At 53.5% G+C, this 16,736-nt stretch carries 14 protein-coding genes; 10 read left to right on the forward strand and 4 right to left on the reverse strand.

All coding sequences use genetic code 11. From position 1 onward, the window contains the following. The first annotated feature begins 145 nt into the window (after positions 1-145). The 6 genes from rsgA (at position 146) to JNUCC32_RS26810 (ending at position 7,120) form a co-directional block, all read left to right on the forward strand. On the forward strand, positions 146-1,258 hold the full coding sequence (rsgA, locus tag JNUCC32_RS26785) for a ribosome small subunit-dependent GTPase A (RefSeq protein WP_096775801.1): 1,113 nt from the start codon (positions 146-148) through the stop codon (positions 1,256-1,258). A 200-nt stretch (positions 1,259-1,458) separates the two neighbouring features. After that, positions 1,459-1,941 carry a MarR family winged helix-turn-helix transcriptional regulator gene (locus tag JNUCC32_RS26790; RefSeq protein WP_228468830.1) on the forward strand — a complete coding sequence of 161 codons (483 nt, stop codon included), beginning with the start codon at positions 1,459-1,461 and terminating at the stop codon, positions 1,939-1,941. 11 nt (positions 1,942-1,952) lie between these two features. Next, positions 1,953-3,680, forward strand: a complete 1,728-nt coding sequence (locus JNUCC32_RS26795; protein ID WP_192570352.1) for an ABC transporter ATP-binding protein — start codon at positions 1,953-1,955, stop codon at positions 3,678-3,680. After that, complete coding sequence (locus tag JNUCC32_RS26800; protein ID WP_192570353.1) at positions 3,677-5,551, forward strand: ABC transporter ATP-binding protein; 1,875 nt, start codon at positions 3,677-3,679, stop codon at positions 5,549-5,551. Before JNUCC32_RS26795 ends, JNUCC32_RS26800 begins: the two co-directional genes overlap by 4 nt. A gap of 133 nt (positions 5,552-5,684) precedes the next feature. Further along, positions 5,685-6,578, forward strand: a complete 894-nt coding sequence (locus JNUCC32_RS26805; protein WP_192570354.1) for a diacylglycerol/lipid kinase family protein — start codon at positions 5,685-5,687, stop codon at positions 6,576-6,578. Between the two features lie 89 nt (positions 6,579-6,667). Continuing rightward, positions 6,668-7,120 carry a hypothetical protein gene (locus JNUCC32_RS26810; protein ID WP_090909828.1) on the forward strand — a complete coding sequence of 151 codons (453 nt, stop codon included), beginning with the start codon at positions 6,668-6,670 and terminating at the stop codon, positions 7,118-7,120. A gap of 211 nt (positions 7,121-7,331) precedes the next feature. On the opposite strand, the gene JNUCC32_RS26815 is transcribed toward JNUCC32_RS26810, so the two are convergent. Continuing rightward, positions 7,332-8,885, reverse strand: coding sequence for an FAD-dependent oxidoreductase (locus JNUCC32_RS26815; RefSeq protein WP_192570355.1), 1,554 nt, complete (start codon positions 8,883-8,885; stop codon positions 7,332-7,334). 215 nt (positions 8,886-9,100) lie between these two features. On the opposite strand from JNUCC32_RS26815, the gene JNUCC32_RS26820 reads away from it, so the two are divergent. The 4 genes from JNUCC32_RS26820 (at position 9,101) to JNUCC32_RS26835 (ending at position 13,700) form a co-directional block, all read left to right on the forward strand. Beyond that, complete coding sequence (locus JNUCC32_RS26820) at positions 9,101-10,462, forward strand: spore germination protein (protein ID WP_192570356.1); 1,362 nt, start codon at positions 9,101-9,103, stop codon at positions 10,460-10,462. Continuing rightward, positions 10,455-11,564, forward strand: a complete 1,110-nt coding sequence (locus JNUCC32_RS26825) for a GerAB/ArcD/ProY family transporter (RefSeq protein WP_192570357.1) — start codon at positions 10,455-10,457, stop codon at positions 11,562-11,564. Before JNUCC32_RS26820 ends, JNUCC32_RS26825 begins: the two co-directional genes overlap by 8 nt. Next, positions 11,561-12,670 carry a Ger(x)C family spore germination protein gene (locus tag JNUCC32_RS26830; RefSeq protein ID WP_192570358.1) on the forward strand — a complete coding sequence of 370 codons (1,110 nt, stop codon included), beginning with the start codon at positions 11,561-11,563 and terminating at the stop codon, positions 12,668-12,670. Before JNUCC32_RS26825 ends, JNUCC32_RS26830 begins: the two co-directional genes overlap by 4 nt. Before the next feature lie 79 nt (positions 12,671-12,749). Beyond that, entirely contained in the window at positions 12,750-13,700 is a 951-nt protein-coding gene (locus JNUCC32_RS26835) for an aldo/keto reductase family protein (RefSeq protein WP_192570359.1), read from the forward strand. On the opposite strand, the gene JNUCC32_RS26840 is transcribed toward JNUCC32_RS26835, so the two are convergent. The 3 genes from JNUCC32_RS26840 to JNUCC32_RS26850 all read right to left on the reverse strand — a co-directional run bounded on the left by JNUCC32_RS26840 (position 13,697) and on the right by JNUCC32_RS26850 (position 16,708). Next, entirely contained in the window at positions 13,697-14,809 is a 1,113-nt protein-coding gene (locus JNUCC32_RS26840; RefSeq protein WP_192570360.1) for a diguanylate cyclase, read from the reverse strand. The two genes, JNUCC32_RS26835 and JNUCC32_RS26840, sit on opposite strands and share 4 nt — an antisense overlap. Positions 14,810-14,922: 113 nt before the next feature. Continuing rightward, complete coding sequence (locus tag JNUCC32_RS26845) at positions 14,923-16,020, reverse strand: sensor histidine kinase (protein WP_096775811.1); 1,098 nt, start codon at positions 16,018-16,020, stop codon at positions 14,923-14,925. Beyond that, positions 16,013-16,708: a response regulator transcription factor gene (locus tag JNUCC32_RS26850; protein WP_096775812.1), complete on the reverse strand. Its 696-nt coding sequence runs from the start codon at positions 16,706-16,708 to the stop codon at positions 16,013-16,015. The genes JNUCC32_RS26845 and JNUCC32_RS26850 overlap by 8 nt, the downstream gene beginning before the upstream one ends. Positions 16,709-16,736 lie beyond the last annotated feature (28 nt).

A 16,736-nucleotide genomic window follows, 5' to 3' on the forward strand; every position in this document is an offset into this window, starting at 1 on the left:
ATGATCTTTGGCGGTTTGGCCGCCGAGGATCGATGCCTTCGTCCTGCATAGTCTCAGATCAGCCGCGGATACAAATCTGCGGTTTTTTTTGTGTTTGATCATTTGTTAACAAACAATCCAACAACGATAAGGGGATATCACGAATTTGACGAAACAAGACATGACAACGTTGCAAGCCTATGGATGGAATGAACATTGGCGTTTGATGGCCGCTCAGATCCCGAAGCAGGACAAGGCGCTGGTGCCGGCCCGCATTACGGCCCAATTCTCGAAGCAATACCGCATTATCACCCAAGAGGGTGAGCAGACGGCCATTGTCACAGGCAAGTATGAATACGAAGCGGGCAGCAAAAGCGACTTTCCCGCAGTCGGCGATTGGGTCATGGTGGAGCCGCTGCAGGGCGAATCCCGTGCCGTCATTCATCATCTGCTGCCCCGCCAATCCGCCGTCACGCGCAGGGAGGCAGGAAGCGTGCCGGATGAGCAGATCATTGCGGCCAACATGGATACCGTGTTTATCATTAACGCGCTCAACAAGGATTTTAATGTTCGCCGGATTGAACGCTATCTGATTGCGGTCTGGGAGAGCGGTGCCGCACCGGTCGTGCTGCTCACCAAGGCGGACCTATGCGAATCGCCGGAAGCGTACGTCGCGGAGGTAGAGGCGGTTGCTCCGGGCGTGCCGGTCCATGCGGTAAGCTCCCTGATGGATCAAGGGAAGGAGCAGCTTGGAGAGTATCTGGTGCAAGGGAAAACGGTCGCCATAACGGGTACCTCCGGTGCCGGCAAATCGACGCTGCTGAACTGGCTGTCCGGCCAGGAAATGCAGCGGGTTCAAGGGATACGCGAAGAGGACGCAAGAGGACGGCACACCACGACGCACCGGGAGCTTTTCGTGCTGCCGGGAGGCGCGATCATGGTGGATACGCCGGGCATGCGGGAGCTGCAGCTGTGGGATTCGGAAGAAGGCTTCGAGGCGACCTTCGCGGATATTTCCGCGCTGGCGCAGCAGTGCCGGTTCCATGATTGCCGTCATGAAACGGAGGCCGGCTGTGCGGTCCGGGAAGCGCTTCAGGACGGAACGCTGGATGCAAAGCGATATGCGAATTACAAGAAGACGGAGCGGGAGCTGGCCCATATCGCCCGCAAAGAGAGGGTAAGCAACCGCCGCCAGAACAAGAGCTCGGGCAAGTCGACGCGCAAGGGAGACCGAGGCCGTAAAGGGGCATATCAGCAGCTGCTGTACGATGATGAATAATGGATGTTAAGGGAAGGCCGGAGTCGATTTGACTTCGGTCATCTCTCGGGTATATAGTTAGGTAACCAAATAAATTGGCAATCTATCTATTTATTCGAGCCGTTGCCGAGAAGAGGTGGACCATGGCGGAGGATCAACATCCAGATTTACATAAAGAAATGAACGGGAACGAGGACCAACATTCGCGGGAGGGACCATGCATGAAGGGCGGCAGGCGGGAGGACAGCGTTGCCGGCAGGCTCTTGTACAGCATACGCATGTTCCACAAGCAGGAGTGGGATCAGCACTTGATTTCAGGGTATACACCCGGCGAGATCCGCGTTCTGATGGGACTCAAACATCATATCGAGCCCGATGGCCCCGGCATGAAAGTGTCCGAGATCAGCAGCATGATGAATGTTACGTCGCCGACGATCACGCAATTCATCAATGCGCTGGAGAGCAAAGGGCTGGTGGAGCGGGTGATGGATGCGCTGGATCGGCGTGCGGTCCGCGTGCAGCTGACGGAGGAAGGGAACCGCGTTGTCCAGCAAACCTATCAGAACGTCAAGAACAGCTTTAACGAGCTGGTGAATTTCCTCGGGGAAGAAGACAGCGTCAAACTGACGGAGCTGCTGACGAAGGTGTACCATTTTCATGAACAAAAACGCAAATCGAACGAAACGACATCAGACAACGAGTAGGGGTGGGGGATTTGTTAAAGCTGTTTCACTATATGAAACCGTACCGGACAGCGGTCATTTTGGTCCTGCTGTTCACATTTTTCCAGTGTCTGTCTGATCTGTACTTGCCTACCTTGATGGCGGACATCGTGGATATCGGCATCGTGAAGGGAGACGTCCCTTATATTTGGCGCGTGGGCGGCTTCATGCTGCTGGTTGCGGCGGGGGGCATGGTTTGCTCTATAGCCGCGAGTTATCTCGCATCCAAATCGGCTACCGGATTCGGGAAGATTCTTCGCGGGCGCGTGTTCTCCCATGTCGAGAATTTTACGCTGCAGGAGTTCGACAAGATCGGCACGGCCTCGCTGATTACCCGTACGACAAACGACATTACGCAGGTGCAGCAGGTTACGATCATGATCCTTCGCATGATGGCGATTGCGCCGATGATGTGTATCGGGGGCATCGTGATGGCCGTGTCGAGAGATCCCGGACTGACAACGGTGCTGTTGATTGTCCTGCCGGTTCTGGCACTTGCTATTTTCCTGATCGCCAAAAAAGGCATTCCGCTCTTCAAAGCGATTCAGGTGAAGATCGATACGCTGAGCCGGGTGCTGCGGGAGAATCTGACCGGAATCCGGGTCATCCGTTCCTTTAACCGGATGGACCATGAAACGGTCCGCTTTAACGACGCGAACGAGGACCTGACGGCCACTTCGATCAAAGTCAATAAAATCATGGGGGCGATGATGCCCGTCATGATGCTGGTCATGAACTTTGCCACGCTGGCGATCGTCTGGTTCGGAGCCCACCGCATAGATGCCGAGCATATGAAGGTCGGCGACCTCATGGCGTTTCTCCAATACGCGATGATGATCATGTTCTCGCTGATCATGCTATCCGTCATGTTTGTCATGATTCCGCGCGCCCAGGCATCGGCGGTCCGGATCAATGAAGTATTGAACATGATGCCTGAGATCCACGATCCGAAACAGCCGCGCAATGCCGGCGTGTTGCAGGGATCGATCGAATTTCAGGATGTGACCTTCTATTATCCCGGCGCGGAGGAGCCCGCCATATCCGATATCTCCTTCCATGCCGGGCCGGGCGAAGTCACGGCGATCATCGGCGGAACCGGCTCGGGCAAATCCACGCTGATCAGCTTGATCCCGCGTTTCTATGACGTGACGTCGGGCCGGATTCTTGTCAACGGAACAGATATCCGCGACATGATGCAGGAGGATCTGCGGAACCGGATCGGATTCGTGCCGCAGAAGGCGCTGCTCTTCACCGGGACCATTGCGGAGAATATCCGCTACGGCAAAGAGGATGCCACAGACGAGGAGATCCGGCATGCAGCGAAGGTTGCCCAGGCCGCCGATTTCATTTCCTCCATGGAAGGCGAGTACGATGCCGAGATTTCGCAGGGCGGCAGCAACGTATCCGGGGGCCAGAAGCAGCGGCTCTCGATTGCAAGGGCGCTGGTTCGCAGACCCGAGATTTATGTGTTTGACGACAGCTTCTCGGCACTGGATTTCAAGACGGACGCCAATCTTCGCGCAGCGCTTCGCGAGGAAACGACGGAGGCCACCGTTTTGATCGTTGCTCAGCGGGTCAGCACCGTCATGGACGCCGACCGGATTATCGTGCTGGACGAGGGACGCATTGCCGGCATCGGCACGCATGAGGAGCTCATGGCTTCCAGCGATGTGTACCGCGAAATCGTCACCTCGCAGCTGTCAGAGGAGGAGATCGCATGAGTGAGAAGAAACGGGGAGGACATCCTCGGGGACCGGGCGGTCCCTTTGGCGGCGGCCCGCACGGGCCCGGGATGCCAGGGGAGAAAGCCAAGGACTTCAAAGGCACGTTTCGCAGGTTAACGCGATATCTCAAGCCGCATACCGGCAAGCTGCTGATCGTCTTGATCGCAGCGATCCTCAGTACGATATTCAGCATCGTGAGCCCGAAAATATTGGGGGATGCCACCACGATCCTGTTCAAAGGCTTCATGGCTAAGATGCAAGGCGTGCCAGGTGCCGGGATCGATTTTGACGCCATTCGGACGATCATGCTCTGGCTAGCAGGACTATATCTCTTAAGCTCGCTGTTTGCGTACATCCAGCAGTATGTCATGGCCGGCGTGGCTCAGCGAACCGTATATGATTTGCGCAAGGATGTGTACAACAAACTCGGCCGCCTGCCGCTTAAATATTTCGACGCCCGCGCGCATGGGGAAACGCTGAGCCGGGTGACCAATGATATGGACAATATCAGCAGCACGCTTCAGCAAAGCTTAACGCAGATGATTACGTCCGTGGTCACGCTGGTCGGCGTCATCGTCATGATGCTCACGATCAGCCCGCTGCTGACGTTGGTGGTTATTCTGACCCTCCCGCTCAGCGTGGTGGTGACCATCATGGTTGCCAAGCGCTCGCAGAAGCATTTCGTGGCCCAACAGAAGCATCTGGGTCAGCTGAACGGACATGTGGAGGAAATGTACACCGGTCATAAAGTAGTGAAGGCTTTCGGCCGTGAACGGCAGTCCATGGAGCAATTCGACGAGGTTAACGACAAACTCTATGATGCCGGTTGGAAAGCCCAGTTTATATCGGGCACCATCATGCCGCTCATGAGTTTTGTCGGCAATATCGGATATGTGATCGTCAGCGTCGTCGGCGGTGTTTTGGTTACCCGCCGGGCGATCGAGATCGGGGATATTCAGGCCTTCATTCAATATTCGCGCCAATTTACGCAGCCGATTACTCAGCTTGCGAACATCGCGAACGTCATTCAATCCACCGTAGCCTCGGCAGAGCGCGTGTTCGAAGTGCTGGACGAGGAAGAAGAGGTGTCAGAGCATACCGCTCCCGCCGAGCTTAAGCAGCCGCTTGGCGACGTGACCTTCGAGAACGTGAGCTTCGGCTATAAAGCGGACCAGCTTCTCATCGAAAATATGAATGTGGACGTGAAGCACGGCCAAACGGTCGCGATTGTCGGTCCGACCGGTGCAGGGAAGACCACGCTCATTAATCTGCTGATGCGGTTCTATGAGCTGAATCAGGGCAAAATTACGATAGACGGCACGGATATTACGGCTCTTCGGCGCAGTGAACTGCGCAGCCTGTTCGGGATGGTGCTGCAGGATACCTGGCTCTTTAACGGGACGATCCGGGATAATATCGGATACGGACGGGAAGGCGTCACGGAACAAGAGATCATCCGGGCGGCGGAAGCGGCTCATGCGGATCATTTCATCCGGACGCTTCCGGAGGGCTACGATACCGTTCTGAACGAGGAAGCCTCCAATATATCGCAAGGGCAGAAACAGCTTCTGACGATTGCGCGGGCCATTCTCGCCAACCCGTCGATTCTCATCCTTGATGAGGCCACCAGCAGCGTGGATACGCGGACGGAGCTTTATATCCAGAAAGCGATGAATGAGCTGATGAAGGACCGGACCAGCTTTGTCATTGCCCATCGGTTGTCCACGATCCGGGATGCTGACCTGATTTTGGTCATGAACAAGGGCAGCATCATCGAGCAGGGAACCCACGAAGAGCTGTTGTCCCAAGGCGGCTTCTACGCCGACCTGTATAACAGCCAATTCAGTGATCAGCATGAAGCCGGATAACGAGGCAAGGAAAGCTATGACAAGAAGACCCCTTCGATTGCGAAGCGGGTCTTCTTTTTGTTGATTAATCGCTTCATAACAAAGGGTAATAATAGAAGCAAGCCAATCAGGAACGGATCAGAGGGAGGCGGGAATGATGTATCATCGGGCTTTGCTGGTGTATAACCGCAGTGCGGGTCAGCAGGAGACCCTGCAGCAGCTTGCGGCTGTCATCCCGATACTGGCGGAAGGCATCAAGGAGCTGGTATTGTTTCAGACCTCGGCGCCGGGAGAAGGGGAAGCCGTGTGCAGGGAGCAGGGGGAGGCGTATGAGCTCATCCTGGTTATGGGGGGAGACGGGTCGGTCCATGAGTGCGTGAACGGCATTGCCGCGCTGGGACAACCGCCCCTTATCGGGATTCTGCCCGTGGGGACCTGCAACGACTTTGCCCGCTCCATGAATCTGCCGGTCGAGCTGACATCGGCAGCTCGAGCATTAATGAAGGGACAAGTCCGCGCATTGGATATCGGCATGGCGCATGACAGGGTGTTTACGAATTTCTTTGGCGTCGGGCTCATAACGGCCACTTCCGAGAACATCAACCCCGATCTGAAAGGAGCGCTTGGCAGGCTCAGTTATTTCATCAGCATGCTGCAAACCGTGCGATCGGCCGAGCCGTTCTCCTACAGGATGGAATATGACGGCCATTCCAGTGAAGGAGAAGCGATTATGATTTACATATCGAATGGACGATACTTAGGTACCCGCCCGCTGCCTTTTACATTCGATTCGTTGACGGACGGTTTGCTGGATGTACTCATCATTCGCGAAGCCGGACTCCCCCTGTTAAAAGAGCTGCTAAGCCGTAAAATCGAAGGGGAGTGGAAGCCTGCCAACGAGAGCATCTCGTATGTGAGGGCCGCTTCGATCAAGCTGATAACGGATGGGCCCATGAAGGCCGACACGGACGGGGAGATATATATGGAGACGCCTGCGGCCGTATCCGTCAAGCCGCGCCGCTTAAGGTTTTTGACAGGCTCGGAGTAAGCCGGCAGGCATATTTGATATTGCAATTTCATATGGTTCTTTTATAATGATGTTTATGTTTATATCTTTAAAGGGAGCCATGATCATTATTGAATAAGTCCGAACTGAACCGAATTACGCAAGAGCTTCTACGTCGGTCGGGCAGCAGTGTCACCGTGGAGATGGAGGCGTATTTTCCAGGGGGCCGGTTAATCGGCGGAAAATATGTGATGCATTCGCACAGCGTGACGATGTATACCGAAGTCATACGCCAGCAGTGCTTGCAGCTGTTTGGCACGCTTGAGCCGTTCCATGCCTATTTTGCGGTGGTATTCGCACATGAGCTGGGCCATTCAATGGACATGACCCTGACAGAGCTGTGCGACCGGATGGATCAAACGGTGGATGAATGGGATCAGAGGCAGCTCGCGCTTCAAATCGAGGAAAATGCTTGGAATAACGCCATGCCTTGGATCCAGGATATCGATCCCGATTTCATACAGGTCATCGTGGATCAGTCGCTTGCGGCATACCGCGAGGAGCTGGCGCCGGAAATCGCATAGGCTGTCGTGCAAAGAGCATCTTCGCCATATCAAGACACAGGCACCCGTCAGGGTGCCTTTTTTGAATGAAAGAATAAATCTGCAGAGATTTGCCGTCCGAATCCCGTAGGTGCTGCTAATCTCGCAAGTGATGTATAAAAAAGAAGTGAAGCCCGGTGGCTTCACTTCTTTTTGGTTTAGGGTCCTCTTAAGGCGCGGTGGGCTGGGATTATTAGCTCTCCGGGTCCAATTGCTTCAACGGCTCAATAGCCGGTCCTTCCAGCACCTCGCCGTTATGGCGGAAGCGTGATCCGTGGCAAGGGCAATCCCATGAACGTTCGCCCTCGTTCCATTCCACCTCGCAGCCGAGATGGGTACAGGTGGTATCCACAAGATAGAGGTTTCCTTGATCATCCTTATAGGCCCCGGCACGCTGCCCGTTATGGCGGACGACGGCGCCTTCGCCTGGCTTCAGTTCAGTAATATCGGCGTGGGACATTTCGAACTTGCCGGCAACGAAATCCTTCGCAACCATGGCATTTTGCGCGACGAATGTTTTGATGCTCGGGTCTGCCTTGAAGCGGGACGGGTTAAAGACGTCGGCATAACGGTTATCTTTCTCCAGTATTTGATCGCAAATGATCTTCGCGGCCAATGTTCCCGTTGTCATCCCCCATTTCCGGAAGCCTGTCGCGACAAAGATCCGGTCCTGATTGGACGTGATCGGCCCGATATAAGGCATGTTGTCCAGCGTGATCAGGTCCTGGGTCGACCAGCGATAAGGAATGGCGGAAGCGCCCAACAGATTTCCTGCAAAAAGCTCCAGGTTTTCGTAATGCTGATGGGTACAGATGCTGCGTCCCGTCGGATGGTTCTCGCCACCGACGATAACCAGCTCCTCGCCGTTATAGGTAGCCGACCGCAGGGAACGGGTCGGCTGATCCACGCTCAGGAACATCCCGCCTGGATAAGCGGTTTCGGGTTTGACGGCAACCGCATAGGAACGTTCCACATGCAGCCGCGTGAAGTACAGTCCTTTCCCGTCATAGAACGGAAAATGAGACGCGGATACGGCGTGGTTGCAAGTAATCCGGTGGCCGCCCCGTTTGGTGAGCAGCGTGATCGGTCCGTCGGTTTCGACTTTTTCATCCATGGTCGTATTCTCATAGATTCGTCCACCGAGCTTCAGGAATTGTTCCGTCAGATGCTTAAGATATTGCAGGGGATGGAACTGATATTGCCCCGGCATCTTGATCGCTCCACGGACGGGCATAGGCAGAGGAAGGCTTTCCTGCCATTCTCCCGGGATGCCGAGCTTCTCGTAGGCTTTGATTTCGTCCTCCAGCTTGGAGAGGTATTTGTCTTCCGTTTGAGCGTAAATATAGGCATCCTCCAGCTTTAGCCCAAACTTCTCCTCGTCGCCGCCAACAATGTCCCTAATGAATTCAATCGCTTCCCGATTCCCTTCATAATAGAGCCTTGTCTTCTCATCCCCGAAATGATTCAGGAATTCATGATAAATCAGCCCGTGCTGGGCCGTGACTTTGGCTGTTGTATGGCCGGTGGTCCCGTTCAGGATTTGCCCTGCCTCGATCAGCACGACATCTTTACCTGCCTTGGCCAGCAGATAAGCAGTCGTGATGCCGGTTATGCCGGCCCCGACTACCGCCACATCCGTCTCGATATCTTCGGCCAAGCGGGGAAAGGTAGGCAGTTCAGTTGTAGCTACCCACAGCGACTCCGGAAATTGCGGCAGTTCCTGATGCGATGAATTGGATGGGTTCATTCACGATTCCTCCTTGGTTACTATGGGGATCACCCATAAACTCATTCTCTTGTCTTCATTATTACCACATGGGAATGATTAGAAACTATGCCGTTTGGATGGAAAGAAGCTTCCTGAAGTTTTCTGGAGGATTGTAAATATTTTGGGACATTTATGCAGAACCTAGGGAGACAAGCGGGAGTTCACGGAAATATAAGAAAATGGGGGATGGTATCATGACCAGCGAACAGTATTTGAACGCGGACCAAGCCAAGAACTGCCTGAAGGAGCAGCTTAACCGCATCGGTGATATCGAGCAGCGCGAGCTGAAGAACGAGGGTGAACACGCGCTGCTGGTCTATTTAAAGAGCATGTGCGATCCTGTCATGATCAACGATAATTTGATTAACCGCTTTTATGAGCTAAATTCCTTGGACTTATACGAGCAATTCATCCGCTCCTTTCCATCGAGCATGGAGCCGAAAGATGAACAGGAATTGCTCCGCAATATACTGAGGGGCTGCGTTGCCATATTCATACAGGACACCGTGCTTCTTTTTGACGCCGTCTTGGTTAATGCCGGTTCCATCCAACCTGCCAGTACGGAGAACGTCATTCAGGGACCCGACGATTCGTTTACGGAGAATATCGAGGTGAACCTGAACCTGGTTCGCCATCGATACCAAACCACCGATTTGAAGACGGAATTCATGACCGTCGGCAAAATATCGCAGACCCGGATCATCATTATGTACGATGCGCTCAAAGTCGAAGAAGCGGTACTGCAGGAGCTTAAAAAGCGATTGTCCGAACTCAAAGCGGATATTGTGCAGTCGGCATCCGAAATCGAGAGACACACGATGCACCCCAGATTTCGGTTGTATCCTACGCTGATGCTGACCGAGCGCCCTGACCGGACCGTATTGAATATATCGCAAGGAAAGATTGCGGTATTAATGGATTCAACGGGGTATGCCCTTCTGCTGCCGGCCATATTCAATGATTTCTTTACCGCGATGGACGATAAAATCCAGCTTCCCCCGATCGGCTGGTTTCTCAAGGCCATTCGGTATATCGCCTTGTTTGTAACCGTGCTGATGCCAAGTTTTTACGTGGCATTCACCTCCTATAACCCGGAGATATTGAGGATGCAAGTTACGCTTCTCATTGCAGGAAGCAGGGCCACGGTGCCGTACCCGTCCTTCTTCGAAGTGATCTTTATGCTGCTCGCGATGGAATTTCTGACGGAGGCCAGCGTTCGGCTGCCCAAAGCGATTGGCCAGACCGCGACCACGGTCGGGGGTCTCATTCTGGGAACCGCCGCTACGGAGGCCGGACTGGTCAGCAACATCATGATCATTCTGGTGTCCGCGGTTGCCATAACGAATTTCGTCATCCCGATCACGATGATGAGCTCCGGCATCCGCGTTACGAAGTATCTCTTCATCGTGCTTGCCACCTTCTTCGGCTTGGTTGGCATCGTGTTGGGTGTGGTGGCCATGATCATGTACCTCACGAGCCTACGGTCCTTCGGCAAACCTTACTTGAAGATGTTTGCCGTGGATTGGAACAAGAAAGGAGACCAGCGAAGTGGTTAGAAACAAATATTTTTATTACCTCTTCCTGCTCAACGCAACCATCAACCTGATTAATTATGTCCCCCGCATCTTGATTACGGATCGCTTTGACGGAGCGCTGATGTCGATCCTCGTATCCATCCCGATCGGGACCCTGATTATGTTCGGCTTCATAAAACTGATTCAGAAATTTCCGGGGCAAGGGCTGCCGGAGATTTTCCAATCGGTGATGCCGAAAGGGATATCCGGCATCCTGCTTGTGTTATACGGACTTGCGTGGTATTTCTCCAGCGTCATTACCTTGACCAGCTTCGTAGATATTACCAACCGTTACATCAGTCCGGACGTGTCTCCCTATATCGTTCTGATGGGATTTCTGGTGGTTGTGGCGCTTAGCGCCAGGCTCGATTCCGAATCGATTCTTTACGGGTTGGAGATGATTTTGTACATCACCGTTCCTCTGATTGCCTATATGTCATGGCGCGTCTTCAGCAATCCGTATTTCAGCTGGGATGCCGTGAGGCAGATCATTACCCATGCCTGGAATTTACCTAATTACGGGACGGTTGCGGCAGCAACCTATATTTTTACGGGATACGTGAACATGGTGGTATTCAACCGGATCTTTCACCGATTCAGAGTCCGCCATATTTGGGCGATCGTGGTAGTCAGCATACTGACCCTTCTCGTTTCGATGTTCGCGCCCATCGGGATATTGGGAGCCGCAGGAGCCGGAGGACACGTGTATCCGGCCTTCTCGACGATAGACGCACTGCGGATCCGTTATTTCATCGTTGAACGGATGATTTATGTCTTCTACGTGGCATATATGTGCCTTTCCCTCGTGAATTCCATCATACACTGGCATGTTGGCAAGGAATTGATCCTGGGGGGCTTCGGTTTATCGGGGGTTCAGGGCAAATCGATAGATAAAAAGCGAAAAGTCGAATGGTGGGTCCTGGTGCTCTTTTCCCTTATTACCTTCGGAACGTCGTTAATTGTGAATCAATACATATTGAACGATATGGCGATCGTATTCCTGGACGTCCGGTTTGGGGGCGAGTTCCTGCTGCTTGCCATGTTAATCTATGCGGTATGGAAGAAAAGGAGGAAGAGAGCATGAATGGCCTGAAACGAGGGCTGCTCTGTGTCATGTGCTGCTCTTTTTTGTTTCTGTCGGGCTGCGAATTTCGGGATATCGATCTCAGGCTATTCGTAGTATCCATAGGGATCGATGTCTCAGAGAAAAATCCCGAAATGCACCGTTTCAGCTTCAAAATCGCCATTCCTTCGGGCGATCCGAAGACCGGGGACAAAAAATCCCTGCTCATTACGGAGGAATCGACAAGCATTGCGGAGGCGATCCGGGAGGTCAAATCCAAGGTGGATAAGGAGCTCGACTTCGGACATTGCAAGGGTGTGATGTACGGCGAGGCTTTCGCGCGAACAGATATCAGCAAAATTCAGGATTGGACCGTTCGGAGACGGGACATGCAGCTGCTCATGTATCCGGCTGTTGCCGTTCCTACCGCAGAAGCCGTATTGAAAGCGGAGCCTCCTACGGAGCGGATCGCCGGAAACGCCATATTTCTGGCGCTCAGCGAGGAAGGCACCGAATCCCCTTTTATCTCGAAGACCTATTCCTTCGATCTGAGCCGCCGAATGTTGGAGGAGGGGGAGGACCCGGTTATGCCCGTCGTGGAAACGACCGAAGACAAGGTTCTGAATATCGATAAAGTAGCCTTGATGGACAAGAACAAAGTGAAGTACATCCTGACCCCGGATGAAACCAGGCTGTACAATCTGCTGGACCTCCGGAATTTAAGCACGAATTTCGGAACGAAGATTGGCGGCAAATTGCTTGAAGTGAACACGGACAGAACCCGGGCCAGATACAAGATCGTAACGGATAAACGAGGGGAAGGAACGATTGATTATAAGATAAGGATCACGGCGATATTGGAGGAGAAAGAGGATCCCGCGCAGCTGGATCCGAGGGATCTGGACAACATCGAAGCGCAATTCAACAAGGAATTATCCCAAGCGGTCAAAAGCTTTTTGGAGAAAATTCAAAAAACAGGACTGGATCCGCTGGGTTTCGGCCTCCGGTATGGCGGCACGCATTGGAACAACCGGACGGAGATGGAGGAATGGGCTGCCATTTATCCGAATGCCAAGTTTAATGTATCGGTCAAGGTGAAAATAAAGTCTACCGGCTACAAACGCTAGGCGGGGGATATCTGTTTATCGTACAGGAAGATGTTACAATAAGGATAAGCATCTATCTTGTATGAAGGAGGTTTCACATATGGAATTCAGAAGATTGGGCGGAAGCGGACTGAAGGTTAGCGATATCAGCCTCGGGAGCTGGCTGACCTACGGGGGATACGTGGAACGGGAAAATGCGGTCAAGTCGATTCAGACTGCCTATGGACTCGGCGTCAATTTTTTCGATACGGCGAACGTTTATGCTCAAGGAGCGGCCGAAGTCGTCGTGGGCGAGACGTTAAGGGCATTTCCGAGGGAATCCTATGTGCTGGCCACAAAGGTGTTCGGCAAGATGGGAGACGGACCGAATGATCAGGGACTGTCCCGCAAGCATATCAAAGAGCAGTGCGATGCCAGCCTGAAGCGGCTGGGCACCGATTACATCGACATCTACTACTGCCATCGATATCATGAGGAAACGCCGCTTGAGGAGACGCTTCGCGCGCTGGATGATCTTGTCCGGCAAGGCAAGGTGCTCTATGTCGGCGTCAGCATGTGGACGGCGGCCCAGATGGAAGCGGCCTTGGCTGTTGCGGACCGGTATTTACTGGACCGCATCGTGGTGAATCAGCCGCTGTATAACATGTTCGAGCGCAAGATCGAGGAGGAGATTATCCCGCTTGGCGAGAAGAAGGGGATTGGACAAGTCGTATACTCCCCGCTCGCTCAAGGGCTTCTGACCGGCAAGTACGCCTCGAAGCAGGACGTGCCGGAGAACAGCCGCGCGTCGAAGATTGGAGCAGACCGGCTCAAAATAAACGAAGATCGCATACAGAAGGTGCAGGCGCTGGGCCTTGTCGCAAGCGAGCTGGACATGACCGTCGGCCAATTGGCCTTGGCCTGGATTCTGCGCCAGAACAACGTAGCCAGCGCGCTGGTGGGCGCCAGCCGTCCGGAACAGGTGGAAGAGAACGTGAAGGCTTCCGGCATGAAATTGTCCTCGGATACGCTGGCTGTCATCGAGGACATCCTGAAGGCGGATCGGAATTAGGAGAGGATCAGGTCATTGATTTCGGGTGCGGAGCATACGCGGTTGCGCCCGCTTTCCTTGGCGCGGTACAGCTCGCGGTCCGCTTGCTGGAGCAGCTCCTTGGCATTTTTTGACCGGATCGTATCGGGATGCACGGCAGCGCCGATGGACACGGTGATTCGAATCTTGGCTCCGTCTTCAAGGGTGAAGACGTGGTCCTCTACCGCGGCTCGGATTCGTTCCGCGATCGCGGCCGTCTCGTCGATGGTGGCTTCCGGGACCAGTACCGAGAATTCCTCCCCGCCGTTGCGGGATACCTCGTCAAAAGAACGGGAATAATCCCTCAGCACTTTGCTGAGCTGCTGCAAAACGACATCTCCGGCCGCATGGCCGTAGGTGTCGTTTATTTGTTTGAAATGATCGATGTCCACGACCAGGACACCCAGCCGCTCGCTGAAATGCTGGGCTTCGAGGAAGCGTTCCGACAACAGCTGCTCGAACTGGCGCAAATTGTGCAGGCTGGTCAGGTAATCCGTTTCCGCGTTCTTTTTCATCTGCAGGAACAGTTTATTCGAGGTGTTGATATACTCGGTCAGCATGTAGATGACCACCGTGGCCAGCACCGATATGACGAGCTGTTGCGTGAAGACGGTAAACACCTTTTGATGGTTCGGGATGTTCATCCACATAATGAACAAGATGACCAACATGCTGGATAGGCTCATTAGCAGCATTTTGCTCAGACGATTCCAATGGGTGCGGGAGAGGATCCCGCAGACGACGCTGATCAGCAGCATGCCCGCACCTGCAATGGCCGAGGAAGCGGACATGCCGAACAGGATCAGCCGTCCAAGTGCAATCAGCATGCCGGCAATCAAGGACGGAAGCCATCCCAGGTAGGTGGCGATCACCATTATGGCCAGATGCCGCAAATCAGCAAAAAACCGCGGGTCGATGGGGAACGAGTAGTACATTAAAATGATCCCATAGATGCCAAAGAGCAGCCCGGCGTTGATCTTGACGGTGAAGGAGGGCACCACGACACCTGCGACATATTTTTGGGACAGCAGTCCGGATAAGTATAAGAACGTTACAAATATACAAAAATTGGTAAATAGTATATTAGTCATAGGGGATCATTCCTTTCACGTACCCTGCGGTAGGAACGACAGAGCGATGAAGACATTCACCCCTATTTTATCGGAAAATGGAATTGTATGTCGAATGATAAACGTAATTTTTGTTAATTTTCTGGGACCTGCAATGGTAGGCGAACCTCGAACATCGTCAACTCTGTCGTACTGGTCACCTGGATCGTGCCATGATGGGCATCGACGATGGTTTTTACGATGGCCAGGCCAAGCCCCGAGCCGCCGGTTTGATCGGTCCGCGATTCATCTGCCCGGTAAAACCGCTCGAACAAGTGGGGGATGGCATGCTGGGGAATCGGAGGACCGTAGTTGATCACCTGCACGATGGCAAACTTGGGATCCTGCGATACTTTTAAATCCACACGCCCGGCCTCCCGTCCGTGCCTTACCGCATTGGACAGCAGATTCTCGAAGGTGCGCATCAGCTTATCCCCGTCCGATGAGATCATGATTTTCTCCACGGCAGGCGTAAACACGACCTGTACTCCTTCATGCTGCCCGGTCAATGAAAAGTCCACGGACAATTGGGCAAGCAGCTCAACCAAATTGATGTCCACACGGTTAATCGGGGAATACCCCATCCGGGTGTACTCAAACAAATCATTCACGAGGCCGCCCAGACGCAGCGATTTATCGTAGGCGATATCGGTGTAATAGCGGAGTTCGACCTCATCCTTGTAATGGTCTTCGTTGACCAGCCGCAAGTACCCGATGATGGAGGTGAGCGGGGTGCGCAGATCGTGCGATACGTTGCTGATAAGCTCGTTTTTGGACTGGACCGCCATCCGCTCCTCTGCCAGCGACAGCTTGAGCTGCTGGGCCATTTGATTGATTTGCACGGCCATCTGGCCCAGCTCGTCGTTCGAGCTTACGATGATCGCCTGGTCCAACTCGCCCTTCGCCAAACGCTGCGTCCCCTGCATCAATTGATTGATTTGGCGAATGGTGCCTTGACTTAAGAGAAGCACCATGCAGATAAACAGCACGATGCCGATGATCGTCGGGACGACCGGAAAGCCGAAGAAACTCGACAGCGTGCGTTCCACTCTGAAAAGGGTGTCTACCCAGGGCTCCTTCCAATACTCCCGGCCGATCAATCGCATGATCTGCTGTGCGATGAACAATATGGACAAGGTCAAGGCACCGCTGGCGAAGAACAGCGTGATAATCTTCCACTGCAGCTTACGCATGGATTTTGTACCCGACGCCCCATACCGTTTGGATGAGTTTATAACCGAGTTCCTTCTCGAGCTTGTCCCTCAGGTTGCTGATATGAACCATGACCGTATTGTTGGAGACGTAATATTTTTCCTTCCAGACCTGCTGGAAGATATCCTCGGCGCTAAAGATTCTCCCCGGCTGACGGGCAAGCAAGTACAAAATCTCGAATTCCCTGGCCGTCAGGGAGATCGCACGGCCATTGGCCGTTACTTCATGCGTTGTCCGGTTAATGTCGAGCCCGTCGATCCGGATCCGGTCGCTGTCCCCCTGGTGAAGGTCCACGTTGTACTGGGTGGAGCGCCGCAGCAGCGTTTTGACCCGTGTCGTCAGTTCCAGCGGATTGAACGGTTTAATCATATAATCATCCGCGCCTGTCATGAGCCCCAGTATTTTATCCATATCCTCGCTCTTCGCGCTCAGCATCAGAATGGGAATGGACGAGGTTTCCCGGATTCTGCGGCAGGTGTCGATCCCGTTCAGCTTGGGCATCATGACGTCCAGAATCACGAGATCTATCATTCCGTTGTTCGAGGTCATGGCCTGCAGGGCTTCTTCCCCGTCGTGGGCTTGGATTACGCGGTATCCCTCATTCTCCAGATAAATGGAGATCAGCCCGGATATTTCTTTATCGTCATCTACGATTAATACGCTTCTCATTCGATATCCTCCCGTACATCTCCCATGA

This window comes from Paenibacillus sp. JNUCC32, assembly GCF_014863545.1.
GTDB lineage: Bacteria > Bacillota > Bacilli > Paenibacillales > Paenibacillaceae > Paenibacillus_AQ > Paenibacillus_AQ lautus_A.

Excerpts from the sequence above, each read along its gene's own strand:
- JNUCC32_RS26790 (WP_228468830.1), top strand. The coding sequence starts at position 1,459 with ATGAAGGGCGGCAGGCGGGAGGACAGCGTTGCCGGCAGGCTCTTGTAC.
- JNUCC32_RS26800 (WP_192570353.1), top strand. The coding sequence starts at position 3,677 with ATGAGTGAGAAGAAACGGGGAGGACATCCTCGGGGACCGGGCGGTCCC.
- JNUCC32_RS26805 (WP_192570354.1), top strand. The coding sequence starts at position 5,685 with ATGATGTATCATCGGGCTTTGCTGGTGTATAACCGCAGTGCGGGTCAG.
- JNUCC32_RS26815 (WP_192570355.1), bottom strand. The coding sequence starts at position 8,885 with ATGAACCCATCCAATTCATCGCATCAGGAACTGCCGCAATTTCCGGAG.
- JNUCC32_RS26820 (WP_192570356.1), top strand. The coding sequence starts at position 9,101 with ATGACCAGCGAACAGTATTTGAACGCGGACCAAGCCAAGAACTGCCTG.
- JNUCC32_RS26830 (WP_192570358.1), top strand. The coding sequence starts at position 11,561 with ATGAATGGCCTGAAACGAGGGCTGCTCTGTGTCATGTGCTGCTCTTTT.
- JNUCC32_RS26835 (WP_192570359.1), top strand. The coding sequence starts at position 12,750 with ATGGAATTCAGAAGATTGGGCGGAAGCGGACTGAAGGTTAGCGATATC.
- JNUCC32_RS26840 (WP_192570360.1), bottom strand. The coding sequence starts at position 14,809 with ATGACTAATATACTATTTACCAATTTTTGTATATTTGTAACGTTCTTA.
- JNUCC32_RS26845 (WP_096775811.1), bottom strand. The coding sequence starts at position 16,020 with ATGCGTAAGCTGCAGTGGAAGATTATCACGCTGTTCTTCGCCAGCGGT.
- JNUCC32_RS26850 (WP_096775812.1), bottom strand. The coding sequence starts at position 16,708 with ATGAGAAGCGTATTAATCGTAGATGACGATAAAGAAATATCCGGGCTG.